This is a genomic window from Pseudomonas sp. FA117 (assembly GCF_057370475.1).
On sequence record NZ_CM170675.1, the window covers coordinates 1,842,671 to 1,859,750 of the forward strand.

Here is a 17,080-nt window from a genome sequence, read left to right on the forward strand (position 1 = left end):
TCGCTGGGTAAGAATCCGAGTATCCCGTGCAGCGATGGGGCGGTTAACAAAACATAACGTCCCGGCCGTTGTGCTCGCGCGATCTTCCCCGATAGGATGGCCCAAAGCTATTGCAGGGCTCTGGAACAAGGGTTTTCGCAGTACCTGCAGGCATTGACCCACTACAAGAACACAACAGGGGGCGGGCATGAGGGAATGGCTGAGGGCGGATGCCAGGCGCGGAGCCTTGGTATTGACGGCCGGCGCACTACTGGCGCTGGGCACATGGACAGGCACCGCACAGGCCGCGGCCGTCGCCGAATATTCGGTGGAGTCGGCCAAGGCCAGCCAGAGCCTGCTGATCGATACCGTGCACGCCGGCAAGCGCCTGGTGGTGGTGGGCGACCGTGGCCACATCCTGTTCTCCGACGACCAGGGCAAGACCTGGACCCAGGCCCGGGTGCCGACCCGGCAGTTGCTCACGGCCGTGTTCTTCCTCGACGACAAGCGCGGCTGGGCGGTCGGCCACGATGCGCAGATCCTCGCCAGCACCGACGGCGGCGCCACCTGGAGCAAGCAGTTCGAAGACCTCTCCCGCGAAGCGCCGCTGCTCGATGTGCGCTTCATCGATGCACAGCACGGCTTTGCCGTCGGCGCCTATGGCGCGCTGCTGGAAACCACCGACGGTGGGCAGAACTGGCAGGACGTCGCCGAGCGCCTGGACAACCCCGACCAGTTGCACCTGAATGCCATCACCCAGGTGAAGGATGCCGGCCTGTTCATCGTCGGTGAGCAGGGCAGCATGTTCCGCTCCAGCGACGATGGCCAGACCTGGTCGCCCGTCGAAGGCCCCTACGAGGGATCGTTGTTCGGTGTGATCGGCACGGCCCAGGCCCGCACCCTGCTGGCCTACGGGCTGCGCGGCAACCTGTTCCGCTCCGCCGACTTCGGCGACACCTGGCAGGCGATCGCCCTGGACGCCGGCCGCGGCCCGCTCGAATTCGGCCTGGCAAACGCTACGCTTCTCGATGATGGCAGCCTGGCAGTGGTCGGCAATGGCGGCAGCGTGCTGCGCAGCCACGACGACGGCCAGACCTTCACGGTCTACAACCGTGCCGACCGCATCGCCCTGGCCGGTGTCAGCGGCCTGGCCGACGGTGGCCTGCTGCTGGTGGGGCAGGGTGGCGTGCACCTGGCCACCGCCGAAGGCGCCGAGGAGGTGCAGCCATGACCCGTCCGGAGAATTTCGACATGCACCAGCAGCACCACAACGACAAGGCCACCCTGCTCGAGCGGCTGATCTTCAACAACCGCCCCGTGGTCATCGCCCTGTGCGTGCTGGTCAGCATCTTCCTGTTCTGGCAGGCCACGCAGATCCGCCCGTCCACCAGTTTCGAGAAAATGATTCCGCTGGAGCATCCCTTCATCGAGCAGATGATGGAGCACCGCAACGACCTGGCCAACCTCGGCAACACCGTGCGCATCTCGGTCGAAGCGGTCAACGGCGACATCTTCGACAAGGACTACATGGAGACCCTGCGCCAGATCCATGACGAGGTGTTCTACATCCCCGGCGTCGACCGTGCCGGGTTGAAGTCGTTGTGGAGCCCCAGCGTGCGCTGGAGCGAGGTGACCGAGGAAGGGTTCTCCGGCGGCGAGGTGATCCCCAACACCTACAACGGTTCGCAACACAGCCTCGACACCCTGCGCGACAACGTGCTCAAGTCCGGCCAGGTCGGGCGCCTGGTGGCCAACAACTTCAGGTCGAGCATCATCGACATCCCGCTGCTGGAAAACTTCCCCGACCCGCAGGACCCGGGCAAGCTGACCAAGCTGGACTACCAGAAGTTCTCCCACCAGCTGGAGGAGAAGATCCGCGACAAGTTCCAGGCGCAGAACCCGAACGTGCAGATTCACATCGTCGGCTTCGCCAAGAAGGTCGGTGACCTGATCGACGGCCTGGTGATGGTGGCGATGTTCTTCGGCGTCGCGCTGGTCATCACCTGGGCGCTGCTGTACTGGTTCACCTGGTGCATCCGCAGCACCATCGCCGTGCTCATCACCACCCTGGTGGCGGTGGTCTGGCAGTTGGGGCTGATGCATGCGGTCGGCTTCGGCCTGGACCCGTATTCGATGCTGGTGCCGTTCCTGATCTTCGCCATTGGCATCTCCCACGGGGTGCAGAAGATCAACGGCATCGCCTTGCAGTCCAGCGATGCCGACAACGCCCTCACTGCCGCGCGGCGCACCTTCCGCCAGCTGTTCCTGCCGGGGATGATCGCCATCCTCGCCGATGCCGTGGGCTTCATCACCCTGCTGATCATCGACATCGGCGTGATCCGCGAGCTGGCCATCGGCGCCTCGATCGGCGTCGCGGTGATCGTGTTCACCAACCTGATCCTGCTGCCGGTGGCGATCAGCTACGTCGGCATCAGCCAGAAGGCCATCGCCCGCAGCAAGAAGGATGCGGTCTGCGAGCATCCGTTCTGGCGCCTGCTGTCGAATTTCGCCAGCGCCAAGGTGGCGCCGGTGTCGATCGCCCTGGCCCTGGTGGCCTTTGCCGGCGGCCTCTGGTACAGCCAGAACCTGAAGATCGGCGACCTCGACCAGGGAGCGCCGGAGCTGCGTCCGGACTCGCGCTACAACCAGGATAACAGCTTCATCATCAACAACTACTCGACCAGCTCCGACGTGCTGGTGATCATGGTCAAGACCCCGGCCGAGAGCTGCTCGATCCACTCGACCATGGCGCCGATCGACGAGTTGATGTGGACCATGGACAACACCCCGGGCGTGCAGTCGACCATCTCCCTGGTGACCGTGTCCAAGCAGGTGATCAAGGGCATGAACGAGGGCAGCCTGAAATGGGAGACCCTGTCGCGCAACCCGGACATCCTCAACAACTCCATCGCCCGCGCCGACGGCCTGTACAACGCCGACTGCTCGCTGGCGCCGGTGCTGGTGTTCCTCAACGACCACAAGGCCGAGACCCTCGAACGCGTCACGGCGGCGGCCAAGACCTTCGCCGATGCGCACAACAAAGAGGGGCTGCAGTTCCTTCTCGCTGCGGGTAACGCCGGTATCGAGGCGGCCACCAACGAAGTGATCAAGTCGGCCGAGCTGACCATCCTGGTGCTGGTGTACATCTGTGTGGCGGTGATGTGCATGATCACCTTCCGCTCCTTTGCCGCGACCCTGTGCATCGTCCTGCCGCTGGTGCTGACCTCGGTACTGGGCAACGCCCTGATGGCCTTCATGGGCATTGGCGTGAAGGTCGCGACCTTGCCGGTGGTGGCGCTGGGCGTGGGGATCGGCGTGGACTACGGCATCTACATCTACAGCCGTCTGGAAAGCTTCCTGCGCGCTGGCCTGCCACTGCAGGAAGCCTATTACGAGACCCTGCGCTCGACCGGCAAGGCCGTGCTGTTCACCGGTCTGTGCCTGGCGATCGGCGTATGCACCTGGATCTTCTCGGCGATCAAGTTCCAGGCCGACATGGGCCTGATGCTGACCTTCATGCTGCTGTGGAACATGTTCGGTGCGCTGTGGCTGCTGCCGGCGCTGGCGCGGTTCCTGATCAAGCCGGAGAAGATGGTGGGCAAGGAGGGCGGTTCGATCTTCGCCCATTGACTGCAAGTGGCTCGTCAGGAGCGGGTTGGGCCCCCAGGCACCCCTGGCGATATACTGGGCACCTTCGAATCCCAAGGTGCCCACATGCCCCCTCTCGCAACCGCCCTGCAAACCTGCGACATGCTCCTGATCGACGGCCTGCACGCCTTCGAATTCACCTGCGACGAAACCGGCCTGCGCATCGAATGCATGGACGGTCGCCAACTGCGCCGCTGGACCTTCACCCCCGGGCAGATCGCCGCCGCCCGGGCAGAGGGGAACGATTGGCTGCTCGCCGATGCCCAAGCAGAATACCGTCTGGTCCTGATGAGTGCGCTGCGCGCCCCGGAAGATGACGAAGATGAACCTGACCTGGAAGTGCCTGCTGAGCGCTAGTCTGATGAGCCTGTCGATTTACGCCCAGGCTGCCACCTTGCTGGTCGGCAGCTACACCGACGGCGCCAGCCAGGGTATCTACCGGTATGCGTTCGACCCGCGCAGCGGCCAGATTGCCTCACCGGCGAAGCAGGTGATCAAGGCTGTCAGCCCGTCCTGGCTGGTACTGTCGGCCGACCAGCGTCAATTGTTCGCGGTGAACGAGACGCCCGCCGGGCACGTCAGCAGCTTCGCGGTGAATGCCAAGGGCGACATCAGGTTGCTCAACCAGGTCGCCAGTCGTGGCGACGAGCCGACCCATGCCAGCCTCAGCCATGACCAGCGCTACCTGTTCGTCGCCAACTATGCGGTGGCGCCCGATCCGGGTGGCAGCCTGGTGGCGATTGCGGTGGCACGCGACGGCAAGCTTGCCGAGGTATTGCAGCAGTTGCGCCATACCCCGAGCAAGGTCGATCCACAGCGCCAGGCCGGCGCCCATGTGCACTCGCTGGTGCAGTCTCCCGACGGTCGGCACCTGTACGCCAGCGACCTGGGCGCCGACAAGGTGTTCATCTACCGCTACGACGGCGCCAGTACCGACCAGCCGCTGAGCCCGGCAGATCCTGCGTTCGTCAGCCTGCCGCCGGGCAGCGGACCACGTCATTTGCTGTTCGACGCCAAGGGCCGGCACGCCTACCTCACCTTGGAGATGAGTGGCGAAGTGGTGACGTTCGACGTCCAGGACGGCGCCTTGCTCGAACGCCAGCGCCTGCCGCTGACCGACAGCAGCGAGCCTGCAGCCAGGGCGTCCGGTGGCCTGCACCTGTCCGCCGACGGGCGCTTTCTGTATGTCAGCAACCGCGGTACGGCCAACCAGATCGTGGTCTATGCCGTGGGCAAGGAGGATGGCCGCCTGACCCTGCTGCAGCGGCGCTCCGTGGAAGGCGATCATCCCCGCGAGTTCGCCCTCGATCCGAGCGGCAACTTCCTGTTGGTGGCCAACCAGAAGAGCAACCAGATCGTGGTCATGCGTCGTGATCCGCGCAGCGGCAGGCTTGGCGAGACGGTACAGACGTTGCCCCAGGACGCGCCTTCGGACCTGAAGTTTCTCGACTGACTATCAATCGGCTTGATAATCGCTACTGCTGCAATGAATTTCAGCGAAGCGCCTCGTCGGCGTAAGTTTGACCCAAGGCCCAAGAGGGCCACTGTCAAACACCGAAGACGAGGACACTCCGATGAACTTCAATCTCTTCCCGGTCATTGCCGCTTCCGCCATTTCCGCCTCCGTCGTGCTGCCGGCCCATGCCCAGTCGGACAGCCGCAGCAAGGCCGTCGAGACCCACAGCTACACCGAGCAGTACCTGCGCCAGAGTGCCAACTTCCACGCAGCCCTGAGTGCCAAGCACAACAGCTGATCGCCCCACGACAGGTTCTTGTGGGAGCGGGCTTGCCTGCGAAGTAGTCACCACGGTGCCATGGCACCGACTCCGCCGGTGTTCGCGAGCAAGCCTACTCCCACAGGAACCTGGGCAATCAGCGTTTCAGCGGGCCATGATCGCCTTGAACAGGTCCGATGCCAGCCATCCCTGCAACCAGCACCGCACCCGCGGATAAGCCGCCTCGGCGAACCATAGCGGTTCGACCCCGGCGAACTGGCGCAGCAAAGGCAGCAACGCGGCATCGGCCAGGCTTGGATGGTCCGCCAGCAGGAAAGGCCTGTTCCCGAGCAGGCCTTCGAGCTCCGCCAGCCAGGCTTCGGCCTGCTGGCGGTAATGCTCGCGTGGATGCTGCGGGTAGCGCTCGGCGTACTTGTACAGGTTCACCTGCGCCTTGAAATCCCGGTCATTGCGCGCGATCAGCGCCTCACCCCGTTCAGCCGCCGCCGGATCGGCCAGCAGCCGCCAGTCCTGCGGATCGTCGTGCGCCAGTGCCCAGCGCATGATGTCCAGGCTCTCTTCCAGCACCCGCTCCCCGGTATCGAGTACCGGCACCGTGCCCTTGGGCGACAGGGCCAGCAGCTCGGCCGGCTTGTCCTTGAGCGCCACCTCGCGAATCTGCACGTCACAACCGGCATAGCGCAGGGCCAGGCGCGCGCGCATGGCCCAAGGGCAGCGACGGAACGAGTAGAGAATCACCCACAGACCTCGACATCGCTCAGGCCGTTGCCCTGGCGACGCACCTGGATCTGTACCGGAATCCGCTCGTGCATCTCCTGCACATGGGAAATCACCGCGACCTTGCGGCCCTGGGCCTGCAGGCCGTCGAGCGCGTCCATGGCCAGTTGCAGCGACTCGGGATCGAGGCTGCCGAACCCTTCGTCGATGAACAGCGACTCGATGCGCAGTGTACTGGAGGCCATCGACGCCAGGCCCAGGGCCAGTGCCAGCGAAACCAGGAAGGTCTCGCCACCGGACAGCGAATGCACCGAGCGCAGTTCGTCGCCCATCTCGGTGTCCAGCACCAGCAGGCCAAGGGCGCTGCCGCCACGCTTGAGGCGATAGCGCCGGGCCAACTGGCGCAGCTGGTTGTTGGCATGGTGCAGCAGCAGGTCGAGGTTGTAGCCCTGGGCGATCTTGCGGAACACATCGCCGGAGGCCGAGCCGATCAGGGCATTCAGGCGTGCCCAGCGTTGCCATTCGTTGCGCGCACGTTCGATGTCTTCGGCAATGGCCTGGTGGGCCTGCTGGCGGCGCTGGTCGTCGGCCTGCTGGGCACGCAGTTCGGCGCAGTGCTGTTCGTGCACGACCAGTTGCTCGCGCAACGCGCCCAGGCTCAGCTGCAGGTCTTCGGCCGACGCCTCGACCGTCGCTGCGGCGCTGTGCTGTTGCAGGCGCTGCTCACGCTCCTGCAGCAGCACGCGCGCTTGCTCGACGGCTTTATCGGCACTTTGCAGGTGCAGGCGCAGCGCGCTGACGCCAGCGTCATCGATGGCCAGCAGGCGGTCGAGGCCGGCGTCGTCCAGTTCCGGGTGTTCGGCGCGCCATTGGGCGATCTCGCCCTGCAATTGCTGGTGTTCCTGCTCCAGCGCCTGCTGGCGATTGCCGTTGGCCTTGAGCTCCCCGGCCAGTTGCACACCTTGGGTGCGCAGTTCCTGCAGGCGCTGGGCGGTGTCGGCCTCGAGTGCGCGCGCCTGTTCCAGCTGGGTGTCCATATGCTGTTGCCAGGTTTCGGCGCTGGCCTGCTCGCCGAGCAGCTCGGCCAACCCGGCCTGGGCCTGTTGGTGCTGGGCCTGGAGTGCGGCCATTTGCTGGCGCAGCTGCTCCTGCGCCTGCGCGCGGGTCTGGTGTTGGTCCTGCAGCTTGTCCAGCTGCAGCTGGCGCGCCTGTTGTTCCTGCTGTTCGTCGTTGCGCTGCTCGAGCTGTTGCAGGCGCTGGCTGATCTGCTGGTCGAGGGTGACGAAGGCGTTGGTCGGATCCTCGCCCAGGGCCTTGAGTACGTCGTCCGGCAGCACGCTGGCCAGGTCGTTCAACCCTTGTTGCAGTTGCTGCTCGTCGCTGGCCAGGGCCTGGTGCTGCTGTTCCAGGTGGCGTTGGGCCTGCTGCTGGGCCTCTTGTGCGGCCTGCAGCTGCTGGGTCAGGCGGGCAGCGTCCTTCTGCAGGGCGAGCAGGGCGCTCTGGCGCTTCTCGTCCTTGCCGATTTCTTCGTCGAGGCGGCGCAGCTGGTTGTCGAGCCAGGTGCTGCGCGCCTTGTCGTCCTGCGGGGCGAGGGCGGGCCACAGACTGTGGGCCTGAACCTGGGCCACCAATGGCTGCAGTTGTTCGCCCAGTTGCACCTGTTGCTGCTGGAAGTCCTTGAGCTGGGCGTTGACCACACCCAACTGGGTGCGCAGCTCCACCAACTGGCCATTGAGGGTCTCGACCTGTTTCTGCGCGGTTGCTTCTTCGGCCTGGTCGTGGCGGCCGAGGCTCTGCAGCAGCGCCTCGGGCTGGTGGAACGGGTGTTCGGCGCTGCCGCAGACCGGGCAGGGTTCGCCCTCGTGCAACTGGCTGCGCAGCTCCTCGACGCTGGTGTTGCGTGCCAGGCGCTGACGTTCCAGCAACTGGCGGGTGAGGGTCAGGGCCTGCTCTGCCGCTTCCAGCTCGGCCTTGGCCGCGGTGCCCTGGGCGATCAGGTGCTGGCGTTGCTGCATGGCGTGCTGCTGGCGCTCGCGCAGGGCTTCCAGTTGCTGGCGCAGTTCCATCTCTCGGCCATGCAGGCGCGACAGCTCCTCGACCGCACGCTGCTGCTTGCGGTTGTCCTGGAGCATGCCGCCCAGCAGGTCGATCTGTTCGGCCAGGGCCTGGGGCTCGGCCCCGGCTTCGCGGAACAGCAGTTCGAAGTTGTCGCGCTGGCCTTGCAACTGGGCATTGGCCTGGCTGGCCTGGGCCTGCAAGCCGGGCAGTTCTTCACGGCCCTTGTTCAGCCGCGCGCCGATCAGCATCACCTGCTTGAGCTGCGGCAGGTAGGCCTGCCAGGCATTGGCCAGCCCGGACAGATGCTGGCTGGCGCTCAACGCCGCATCGATCGCGGTCAGTTGTTCCTGGCTGCGCTGTTGGTTCGCCGCCAGTTGCTGGAGTTGCTGCTGGCCTTCGGCAAGGCCGTGTTCGCCCTGGTCGCAGGCGGCACGCTGTTTCGCCAGGTCCTGGTCGAGGCGAGCGAGGCCGTCCTGCGCGGCAAAGGCCTGGCGCAGGCGCGGCGCGTTCTCGCCGTGCTGGGCCTGGCTGTGTGCGAGTGCGTCGCGGGCGGCGAGCTGCGCCTGCTCGAGCTCGTGGGTGCGGCTGTGCAGTGCGGTCTGCTGGCGAAGCTGCTCGGCAATTTCGCTGGCCAGCGGCGTGAGCTGGACGGCCAGGGCCTGCTGGCGATGGAACTGGTGACGCTGCGGTGCCAGGCGCTCCAGGCGCAGCAGGTCGGTACGCTGGTCATCCAGCTGTTGGCTGCTGTGCTCGGCGGCCTTGAGCGCTTCGCCGGCTTCGCCGTGTTGGGCCTGCAGGCGTTGCTGCTCGCCGAGCCAGGCGAACTGCTGTTCGAGCTGCCGTTCGCGGTTTTGTTCGGCTTTGAACTGCTGCTGCGCCTGCTCCAGGCGCTGGTCGAGCTCGGCGCGGGCCTCGGCGGCCAGTGGCAGCAGGTGGCTGGCCCGCTCTTCGAGGGCCTTGAGCGCTTCGCCCGCTTCGCGTGAGCGGGTGAAGGCGCGTTGCCCCAGGCGGGTGTAGATCGCCGTGTTGGTGAGTTTTTCCAGCAGTTCGCTGCGCTCGCGGTCGTCGGCCTTGAGGAAGGCGCCGAACTCGCTCTGGGCCAGCATCACCGCACGGGTGAACTGCTCGAAGTTCAGCCCCAGGCGGGCTTCGACCAGTTGCTTGTATTCGTTCTTGCCGCTGGCCAGCAGCTGCTCGCCATCGAGGTCGTAGAAACTCTGGCGGCTGTGCTGCAGCTTGCCGTTGGCCTTGTCGCGGGCGCGGTTGGCTTCCCAGCGGGCGCGGTAGCGCTTGGCGTCGATGCCGACGAAATCGACCTCGGCAAAGCCGCTGCCGGTGCCGCGGCGCAGCAGGTTGCGCGGGTCGGAGGTGGGAATGTCGCCGTCGGCATCCGGCACCTTGGCTTCGCGGCCGATCTCGTTCAGCCGGGGTACGGTGCCGAACAGTGCCAGGCACAGGGCATCGAGCAGGGTGCTCTTGCCGGCGCCGGTCGGCCCAGTGATGGCGAACAGTCCGGCACTGGCCAGGGGCTCGGCGGTGAAGTCGATGTCGATGGGGCCTGCCAGCGAGGCGAGGTTCTTCAGGCGGATGGCCAGGATCTTCATGGCTGCTCCTCCTCCAGTTGCACATCCTGCAGCAGCAGGGCGAAGTCGCTCAGGGTCTGTTCATCGACAGGGCTGCCATAGGCCTGCTCCCAGGCGCGGCCGAACAGGTCCTGCGGGGTCATCTGCGAGAGCTCGACAAAGGTCTGCTGGTCATCGTCCCGGGTGTTGCGCCCGGCGTATTCGGCGCTGATGCGCACCAGGCGCACGGCCTTGCCCTGCAGCGCAGTTTCGATTTGCTGGCGCAGGTCGGGTTGCGGCTCGTCCAGCTGCACCCGTATTTCCAGCCAGGGCTGGCGGTTGGGGTCTTCGAGCAGGTCGATCACCGGCAGTTCGGCGAGCGCTTCCAGCAGCTCGGCGAGCGGCGCCGGGCCCATGCGCTGCAGGGCTACGGCGCGTGGCACCAGGCGCGGCTCGACGCTGACCAGCTCGGCGCCGTCCAGCTCGATTTCCAGGACCTGGTGCGGGTAGTTGATCTCGGCGAACGACAGCGGGATCGGCGCGCCGCTGTAGCGGATGCGGTTCTCGCGGTTGACCTTCTGCGGCTTGTGCAGGTGGCCCAGGGCGACATAGCTGATGGCCTTGTCGAACAGGCGCGCCGGCAGGGCTTCGGCGTTGCCGATGATCAGGCTGCGCTCGGAGTCTTCGGAGATCGAGCCGCCGGCCATGTGCGCATGGCTGATGGCGATCAGCGCCTGGTCCTTCTTGCGCTTGCCCAGGGCTGCGGCGATCAGCTGCTGGTGCACCTGGGTGATGCCCTGCAGGTAGTCGTCGCCCAGCTGCGGCCCGGTGACTTCAGCCGGGCGCAGGAACGGCAGCGCCAGGCACCAGGCCTCGACCTTGCCGCGGGCGTTGGTCAGCGGAATCAACAGGCGTTCGGCGTCGAGTCGGCCTTCGTCGAGCCAGTGCACCCGCCCCAGCGCATGGGTGCGCAGGCGCCGCATCAAGGCTGCCGGCAGCTCGATGCGCGAGCCGGAGTCGTGGTTGCCGGCGATCATCACGATGTCCAGCCTGGGCTGCTGTTCGTGGGCCTGGACGATGAAGTCGTAGAGACGCTCCTGGGCTTTGACCGGTGGGTTGACCGTGTCGAAGATGTCACCGGCGATCAGCAGCGCGTCGGGCTGGCGCAGGCGAAGCTGGCCGAGCAGCCAGTCGAAAAAGCAGGCGTGTTCGAAGTCGCGTTCCTGGCCATGGAGGCTCTGGCCCAGGTGCCAGTCGGAGGTGTGAAACAGACGCATGGAGGACCTGTTGGTGTCGAATCAAGCGACCGGCCGGGGCTGCGCTTGAGATGGGTCTCGGGGGGCGGGTATGGTAACCCAAGTGGCTGCGCAGGTTCGCTTTTGCTGTTGCTGCCGAAGTTGCCAGGTGAAGTGGTTGTGTAGAGGCTGACAGGTGCTTGCCGAAAGATTCTTGGTGCCCATGAGATCGAGCGCCGCGCGGGCGGCGCTCGATCTCATGGGCGCCCAAAACCTTTCGGCAAGCACCTGAAAAATCACTTGGGATAAAGCGGCGGCAAACTCCCACCATCTCCACCCACAGGCAACCCCTGCTGAGCCGAAGGAATATCGCCGATCGCCCGCCACAGCTCGGCGCCCTGCCAGTGTTGCCCGGCCTCGCTGTAGAGCGCGCCGTTGAGCCCATCCAGGGCATTGGACAAGGGCACGAAACGCGCGGCCATCTCGGCCAGCGTCTCGGGCTGCTGCCGCGCCCAGGCATCGAGCGCCTGGCGCGTGGCCTGTGGGTCGTTGGCCAGGCTGGCGCGCTTGAGGTCGTCGAGCAGCGTACGCGGGCTCGGCCCGCTTTGCGCGGCGCGCAGCACGGCCGGCTGCGAGCGTGCCCGCCACCACAGGGCAAAGCCCAGCAGCGTGGTCAGCGCCAGGATCATCGTTGCCAGTTGCCACGGCCAGAGCAGGGTGGAGGTGCTGGAGCCGTCGCCTACCGGCGTGTCGGCGCTCAACGCGGGGTTGTCTTCGACCTGGATGCCACGGGCCGGCAGGCTGCTGTGCTCCAGGTGATCTTCCAGGGTGTTCCACCAGGTGACTTCCAGCGCCGGCAGCATCAGGTTGCCGCTGTGGGTCGGTACCAGGGCTTCACGTTCCTCGCGGTTGGCGGTCATGCCGCGCTCGTTGATGTCATTGCGCAGCAGCGGTTGGTCCGGGTAGCGGCGCAGGCCGTGGGCCTCGGTGGCGGGCAGCGGCGGCAGCTGGGTGCTGGACAGGCCTTCGGCGCGCAGGGTGATGCTGCGGGTCAACGAGTCGCCGATCTGTGTCGGCTGGCGGGTCGGATCGGGATTCCAGCGTTCCTCCAGCGTCAGGCTGCGGGCTGGCAGCCAGGGCAGGTTCGCAGGCCAGGCTGGCGGAATGGCCTTGACCTGCAGGCTCAACGGCAGCGAACTGACCTGCACCTGACGCCCGCTGCGGGCGCCGCCGGCGACCTGTTCGCTGCTGTCGGCGGCGGTGGCGGTGAAGGTCAGCGGCGGCACCAGCAGGGGGCCGCTCTGCAGCGGGTAGATCGCGTAGCGGGTCTCGATCACGCCGTGGCGTACCCCGTTGATCTCCTTCTCGTAGGTGCGCGACTCGCCCAGCGGCTCGACCTTGGCGTTTTCCAGACGCAGCGGGCTCAGGCTGCTGTCGTCGTACAGCGACACCGAATGGTAGATGCGCAGGGTCAGCACGGCCTGGGCCTGGACATAGACTTCGGGGCTGTCGAGGCTGGCCTCGATGTACACCTGCGAAGCGCTGTCCGGGCGGTTGGGGTCAGGTTGCACCACCTGCAGCTCGATGGCCTGGCTACGCGACTGGCCCAGTTGCAGCTCGGGGATCTGCAGGCTGCCGCTGCGCCGGGGCAGCAGGGTGATGATCCAGCGAGTGCTGGCGCGGGTTTCGCCGTCGAGGGTGTGCAGGCTGTTGAGCTGGCGCGTGCCGCGCACTTCGAAGTCGCCCTCCAGGGCACGCAGGTCGGGTTTGCCGAACTGGGTGACGTCCTGGCTTTCCAGCGTGAGCTCCAGGGTTTCGCCGGCTTCCACGCGGGTGCGGTCGACACTGGCCTGCAGCGCCGGTTGGGCCTGGGCCAGGGTGAGCCAGAGGAGGCTGAGCACAAAGACGCCGAGGCGACTCATCGTTGGGGTTCCTGATGCAATTGCTGTTCGTACCAGAACTTGCGGCGCAGCAACTGTGCCGGGTTGTCGGGAATCTCCCGCAACCACTGCTCCAGGGCCTGGCGCTGCTCGGCGTCGAGGCTGGTGGAGGCGGGCCGCTGCGGCGGCTGGGTGAGGCTGTCGTCATCGCCGCCCTGGTTGCCGGGCGACGCCTGGTTGTTGCTGTTGCCGCTGCTGTCGTTGTTATCCTGGGGCTGGCTCTGTTCGTCGTTGCCGGGCGTGCCCTGGGCGCTGCTGGAGGACGAACTGCTGTTGCCGTCGTTATCGCGCCCGGGTGTCGGTTGTGCATCGCTGGTGTCCGGCTGTGCCTCGGCCTTGGCTTCGCGCTGTTGCAGCAGTTGCTGCACCAGCGCCTGGTTGTCCAGCGCCGGTTGCAGGTCGGGCTGGCGCTCCAGCGCTTGCTCGTAGGCATCGAGCGCGGCATCCAGTTCGCCGGCACGGGCCAGGGCATTGCCTCGATTGTAGTGGGCGGCGGCATTGTTGCCCTGGGCAAATGCCTGGGCGGCGCCAGTGTAGTCGCCTGCCTGGTACAGCGCCATGCCTCGCCACTGTGGATCCTCGAAGCGCTGGGCGGCCTCGGCGGGGCGCTGGTGCTGCAGCAGGTGCTGGCCCTGCTGGTCGGGGCGGCGCCACAGGTCCTGGAATTCGAAGGCCTGGCTCGGTTGCGGCAGGGCCAGCAGCAGCGGCAGGCAGAACAGCCAGCCGCGCCGCCCGGCGCAGGCGGCCAGCAGCAACAGCGGCAGTAGCAGCCAGTAACCCTGGTCGGCCCAGCTGTCCAGTTGCAAGGTCTGGCCGTCGTTGCGCAGTGCCCTGGGGTTGTCGAACAGGCCCAGGCCGCGCAGGTCGAGGTCATCGATGCGGGCGTGGCGGTAGCGCCCGCCGGTGCCGGTCACGAAGCGCTTGAGCTCGGTGCTGTCCAGGCGTGGCACGAGGATCCCACCCTGGTCGTCCTTGAGGAACTCGCCACTGGCCTGGCGAACCGGCGCGCCCTCGGCGGTGCCGACGCCGAGCATCAGCAGCGAAGGGCCTTGGCGGCCCAGGGCCTGGACGATGCCCTGGCGCTCCTGCGCGCTCAGCGCGCTGCCGATCAGCAGCAGCCGGCCCTGGCCCAGGCCGCTCTGGGCCAGCAGCGCCAGGCCTTTCTGTACCGCCAGGTCGGCGCGCTGGCCTGGCTGCGGCATGATCGTCGGGTCGACCGCCTCGAGCAGGTTGCGCGTGGTGCCCAGGTCATCGGACAGCGGCACCAGCGTGTGAGCGCTCCCGGCGTAGACGATCAGCGCGGTCTGGCTCTCGCGCCGGTGTTCGAGCAGGTCCAGGACCTTGCGCCGGGCCTGCTCCAGGCGATTGGGCTGGACGTCTTCGGCGAGCATCTGCGGCGTCAGCTCGAGCAGGATCACCAACGGATCGGCCGGGCGCTGGCGGGTTTCTTCCAGGCGCTGCCAGCTGGGGCCGAGCAGGGCGAAGACCACCAGCATCCAGGCCAGCCCCAGGGCGATCCACGGCAGCTTGCTGGTGCTGCCGTTGCCACCGCCGAGCAGCACGGCGTGGAACTGCGTCGGCAGGATCATCTGCCAGCGTCCGGCACGCTTGCGCCGGTGCCAGAGCTTGAACAGCAGCCAGCCGAGCAGAGGCACGGCCAGCAGCCAGAACGGGCGTAGCCATTGTGGCCAGAGTTCGATCATCGCCGTCTCCTCAGGCGCAGGCGCTTGAGGCGCTGGCGCCATTCGGGATGCGGCTGCAGGAAGCGCGGTCGCCGCAGCAGGCGTTGCAGCAGGTTGTCGGGCCATTGCACGGCAATCACCAGCAGCACGCTGAGCAGCAGCGCCAGGGCCAGTGGCCAGGCGTAGAGCTCCTGGGCGGTGCGCGCCTGGGTCGGTTGCTGGGCCACCGGCTCGAGCTGGTCGAGGGTGTCGCCGATGCGGTCCAGTTCGGCGCCGTCATGGGCCCGGAAATAGGCGCCGTGGGTGAGCTCGGCAATGTCCCTGAGCGAGGCTTCGTCCAGGTCCAGGCTCGGGTTCAGCCCGAGCAGCCCGGGGGTACCGCTGGCATCGGGGTTGGCGCCGATGCCGATGGTGTAGATGCGCACGCCTTCCTGGGCGGCCAGGCGCGCAGCGGTCAACGGGTGGATCTGCCCGCCGTTGTTGGCGCCATCGGTCACCAGCACCAGCACGCGGCTCTGTGCCGGGTGCTGGCGCAGGCGCTTGACGGCCAGGCCGATGGCATCGCCGATGGCGGTGTTCTTGCCGGCGATGCCGATCTGCGCTTCGTCGAGGAAGGTGCGCACGGTGCGCCGGTCGAAGGTCAGCGGCGCCTGCAGGTAGGCTTCGCTGCCGAACAGGATCAGCCCGACCCGGTCACCCTCGCGGTCCTGGAGAAAGTCGCCGAGCAGTGCCTTGACCAGGTCCAGGCGGCTGATTTCGTCGCCTTTCCACTGCATGTCGGGAAAGTCCATCGAGCCGGAGACGTCCACCGCCACCAGCAGGTCGCGGCCACTGGCGGCGATCGGCACCGGATCGCCCAGCCATTGCGGACGCGCGGCGGCCAGCAGCAGGAGCAGCCAGATCACCACGAAGGGCGCCTGCTGGCGCCAGGTCGGCAGGTTGAGGCGGGCGCGACGCCCGGCAAGGCCTTCGAGCTCATCGAGAAAGCCCACCTTGAGCACCGGCTCGCCGCTGTCGGCGGCCGGCAGCAGCAGGCGCATCAGCCACGGCAGCGGCAGCAGCGCGAAGATCCACGGCCAGGCCAGCTCAAACATGTTTGCGAATCCAGGTTTCGACCGCCTGGGCGAGCCCGGCGATGGCCTTGTCGTCGAGCTTGCACTCGGGCTTGTAGGCGCCTTCGACCAGCACCATCCAGCGGGTCAGGCCGGCGGCCGGGCAGCGGTTGTCGAGAAACGCCAGCCACTGGCGGCCGTTGAGGGTGTGACTGTTGGCGCCGGGGTAGTGAATGCGGCACAGGCGCTTGAGCAGGGCGTTGATCTGCTGCAGCCAGGCGCCGGCCGGTGCGCCGTCGTAGGGGCGTGGCAGGCGGGCGAGTTCGGCCAGGGCCTCGACCCGGACCGGGTCCAGCGGTTGTTCGAGCGCTGGCAGGGCGCCGCGGCGCGGCCGCCAGTGGCGCAGGCGCCAGATGCCCCAGCCCAGCAGCGGCAGTAGCGCCAGCAGCAGCCACCAGCCCGGCGCCGGCGGCCACAGGCCGATGGCCGGGGGCGCGATCAGCGGTTGCAGTTGGTCGAGCGGGTTCATTGGCCGCTACCCGGACGCTGGTTGAGGTACTCGCGCAACTGCTCGATCATCTCGCTCTGGGTGCTCAGCGGCATCAGCACCACGCGCATTTTCTGCGCCAGCAGCTCCCAGCGTTCGATGCGCGCTTCGGCCTGCTGGTGATAGAGCTGGCGCAGGTTGGCGTCCAGCGTGTCGAGCTCCAGGTGCGCACCGCGTTGAGCGAAGCGTAGCAGGCCGGCGGCGGGCAGGGCGTGGTCGAGGGGGTCGCTGATCGGCATCAGCAGCACGTCGCAGTGGCGCGAGAGCATCGCCAGGTGCTGCTCCACTGCCGGGCTCAGCGCCCGCTCGTCGCAGATGACGATGGCCAGGCTTCCGGGGCGCAGCACCTCGCGCGCGCGGCGCAGGGCCAGGCCCAGGCTGTCGGGCTGGGGCAGGGCCTCGGTGTGCAGCGACTGGTTGACCCTGGCCAGGCGGTTGAGCAGTTGCAGCAGGCTCTGCTTGCTGCGCCGGGGCTTGATCTCGTGGTGCTCGTTGTCGCCGAACACCAGGCCGCCGATGCGGTCGTTGTGGCCCAGCGCGGCCCAGCCGAACAGTGCCGCGGCCTGGGCCGCAAGCACCGACTTGAACATCAGCCCCGAGCCGAAGAACAGGCGCTGGCTCTGCTCGACCATGATGAAGATCGGCCGCTCGCGTTCTTCATGGAACAGCTTGGTGTGCGGTTCCTGGGTGCGTGCGGTGACGCGCCAGTCGATGTTGCGCACGTCGTCGCCGGCCTGGTACACGCGCACCTGGTCGAAGTCGACCCCGCGCCCGCGCAGCTTGGAGTGGTGCAGGCCCACCAGCGGGCTGCGCTGGCCGGGCCGGGAGAACAGCTGGATCTCGCGCACGCGGTGGCGCATGTCGATCAGTTCGGCCAGGCCGATGCGGATGCCGGGTTCGGCAAGGTGCGCGGTGGGCATGCGG

The 17,080-nt window shown here is 67.2% G+C and carries 13 protein-coding genes; 5 read left to right on the forward strand and 8 right to left on the reverse strand.

Annotated elements, in window-relative coordinates:
* The first annotated feature begins 187 nt into the window (after positions 1–187).
* From AC1TXO_RS08710 to AC1TXO_RS08730, 5 genes are all read left to right on the forward strand, one after another.
* Positions 188–1,210: a WD40/YVTN/BNR-like repeat-containing protein gene (locus tag AC1TXO_RS08710; protein WP_486405929.1), complete on the forward strand. Its 1,023-nt coding sequence runs from the start codon at positions 188–190 to the stop codon at positions 1,208–1,210.
* 20 nt (positions 1,211–1,230) lie between these two features.
* On the forward strand, positions 1,231–3,609 hold the full coding sequence (locus AC1TXO_RS08715) for an efflux RND transporter permease subunit (RefSeq protein ID WP_486406817.1): 2,379 nt from the start codon (positions 1,231–1,233) through the stop codon (positions 3,607–3,609).
* Between the two features lie 84 nt (positions 3,610–3,693).
* The gene (locus tag AC1TXO_RS08720) at positions 3,694–3,984 is read left to right on the forward strand and encodes a DUF5629 family protein (protein WP_486405930.1); all 291 of its coding nucleotides are present in this window, start codon (positions 3,694–3,696) and stop codon (positions 3,982–3,984) included.
* The gene (locus AC1TXO_RS08725; protein WP_486405931.1) at positions 3,950–5,080 is read left to right on the forward strand and encodes a lactonase family protein; all 1,131 of its coding nucleotides are present in this window, start codon (positions 3,950–3,952) and stop codon (positions 5,078–5,080) included. Before AC1TXO_RS08720 ends, AC1TXO_RS08725 begins: the two co-directional genes overlap by 35 nt.
* Before the next feature lie 121 nt (positions 5,081–5,201).
* Complete coding sequence (locus AC1TXO_RS08730) at positions 5,202–5,381, forward strand: hypothetical protein (RefSeq protein WP_486405932.1); 180 nt, start codon at positions 5,202–5,204, stop codon at positions 5,379–5,381.
* A gap of 126 nt (positions 5,382–5,507) precedes the next feature.
* On the opposite strand, the gene AC1TXO_RS08735 is transcribed toward AC1TXO_RS08730, so the two are convergent.
* The 8 genes from AC1TXO_RS08735 to AC1TXO_RS08770 form a co-directional block, all read right to left on the reverse strand.
* Positions 5,508–6,101, reverse strand: a complete 594-nt coding sequence (locus tag AC1TXO_RS08735) for a glutathione S-transferase N-terminal domain-containing protein (RefSeq protein WP_486405933.1) — start codon at positions 6,099–6,101, stop codon at positions 5,508–5,510.
* The gene (locus tag AC1TXO_RS08740; RefSeq protein WP_486405934.1) at positions 6,098–9,742 is read right to left on the reverse strand and encodes an AAA family ATPase; all 3,645 of its coding nucleotides are present in this window, start codon (positions 9,740–9,742) and stop codon (positions 6,098–6,100) included. The genes AC1TXO_RS08735 and AC1TXO_RS08740 overlap by 4 nt, the downstream gene beginning before the upstream one ends.
* A complete protein-coding gene (locus tag AC1TXO_RS08745; RefSeq protein WP_486405935.1) occupies positions 9,739–10,977 on the reverse strand; it encodes an exonuclease SbcCD subunit D C-terminal domain-containing protein in 1,239 nt (412 codons plus the stop codon). The genes AC1TXO_RS08740 and AC1TXO_RS08745 overlap by 4 nt, the downstream gene beginning before the upstream one ends.
* Before the next feature lie 254 nt (positions 10,978–11,231).
* On the reverse strand, positions 11,232–12,857 hold the full coding sequence (locus AC1TXO_RS08750; protein WP_486405936.1) for a BatD family protein: 1,626 nt from the start codon (positions 12,855–12,857) through the stop codon (positions 11,232–11,234).
* Positions 12,854–14,578, reverse strand: coding sequence for a VWA domain-containing protein (locus AC1TXO_RS08755; protein ID WP_486405937.1), 1,725 nt, complete (start codon positions 14,576–14,578; stop codon positions 12,854–12,856). The genes AC1TXO_RS08750 and AC1TXO_RS08755 overlap by 4 nt, the downstream gene beginning before the upstream one ends.
* A complete protein-coding gene (locus AC1TXO_RS08760; protein WP_486405938.1) occupies positions 14,575–15,651 on the reverse strand; it encodes a vWA domain-containing protein in 1,077 nt (358 codons plus the stop codon). Before AC1TXO_RS08760 ends, AC1TXO_RS08755 begins: the two co-directional genes overlap by 4 nt.
* Complete coding sequence (locus AC1TXO_RS08765) at positions 15,644–16,138, reverse strand: DUF4381 domain-containing protein (RefSeq protein WP_486405939.1); 495 nt, start codon at positions 16,136–16,138, stop codon at positions 15,644–15,646. Before AC1TXO_RS08765 ends, AC1TXO_RS08760 begins: the two co-directional genes overlap by 8 nt.
* The gene (locus AC1TXO_RS08770) at positions 16,135–17,076 is read right to left on the reverse strand and encodes a DUF58 domain-containing protein (protein ID WP_486405940.1); all 942 of its coding nucleotides are present in this window, start codon (positions 17,074–17,076) and stop codon (positions 16,135–16,137) included. Before AC1TXO_RS08770 ends, AC1TXO_RS08765 begins: the two co-directional genes overlap by 4 nt.
* Positions 17,077–17,080 lie beyond the last annotated feature (4 nt).

Bases quoted from the DNA above. Each gene is read 5' to 3' on its own strand.
- AC1TXO_RS08750 (WP_486405936.1), bottom strand. From the start codon at position 12,857: ATGAGTCGCCTCGGCGTCTTTGTGCTCAGCCTCCTCTGGCTCACCCTG.
- AC1TXO_RS08740 (WP_486405934.1), bottom strand. From the start codon at position 9,742: ATGAAGATCCTGGCCATCCGCCTGAAGAACCTCGCCTCGCTGGCAGGC.
- AC1TXO_RS08760 (WP_486405938.1), bottom strand. From the start codon at position 15,651: ATGTTTGAGCTGGCCTGGCCGTGGATCTTCGCGCTGCTGCCGCTGCCG.
- AC1TXO_RS08725 (WP_486405931.1), top strand. From the start codon at position 3,950: ATGAACCTGACCTGGAAGTGCCTGCTGAGCGCTAGTCTGATGAGCCTG.
- AC1TXO_RS08715 (WP_486406817.1), top strand. From the start codon at position 1,231: ATGCACCAGCAGCACCACAACGACAAGGCCACCCTGCTCGAGCGGCTG.
- AC1TXO_RS08745 (WP_486405935.1), bottom strand. From the start codon at position 10,977: ATGCGTCTGTTTCACACCTCCGACTGGCACCTGGGCCAGAGCCTCCAT.
- AC1TXO_RS08755 (WP_486405937.1), bottom strand. From the start codon at position 14,578: ATGATCGAACTCTGGCCACAATGGCTACGCCCGTTCTGGCTGCTGGCC.
- AC1TXO_RS08770 (WP_486405940.1), bottom strand. From the start codon at position 17,076: ATGCCCACCGCGCACCTTGCCGAACCCGGCATCCGCATCGGCCTGGCC.
- AC1TXO_RS08765 (WP_486405939.1), bottom strand. From the start codon at position 16,138: ATGAACCCGCTCGACCAACTGCAACCGCTGATCGCGCCCCCGGCCATC.
- AC1TXO_RS08730 (WP_486405932.1), top strand. From the start codon at position 5,202: ATGAACTTCAATCTCTTCCCGGTCATTGCCGCTTCCGCCATTTCCGCC.
- AC1TXO_RS08710 (WP_486405929.1), top strand. From the start codon at position 188: ATGAGGGAATGGCTGAGGGCGGATGCCAGGCGCGGAGCCTTGGTATTG.
- AC1TXO_RS08720 (WP_486405930.1), top strand. From the start codon at position 3,694: ATGCCCCCTCTCGCAACCGCCCTGCAAACCTGCGACATGCTCCTGATC.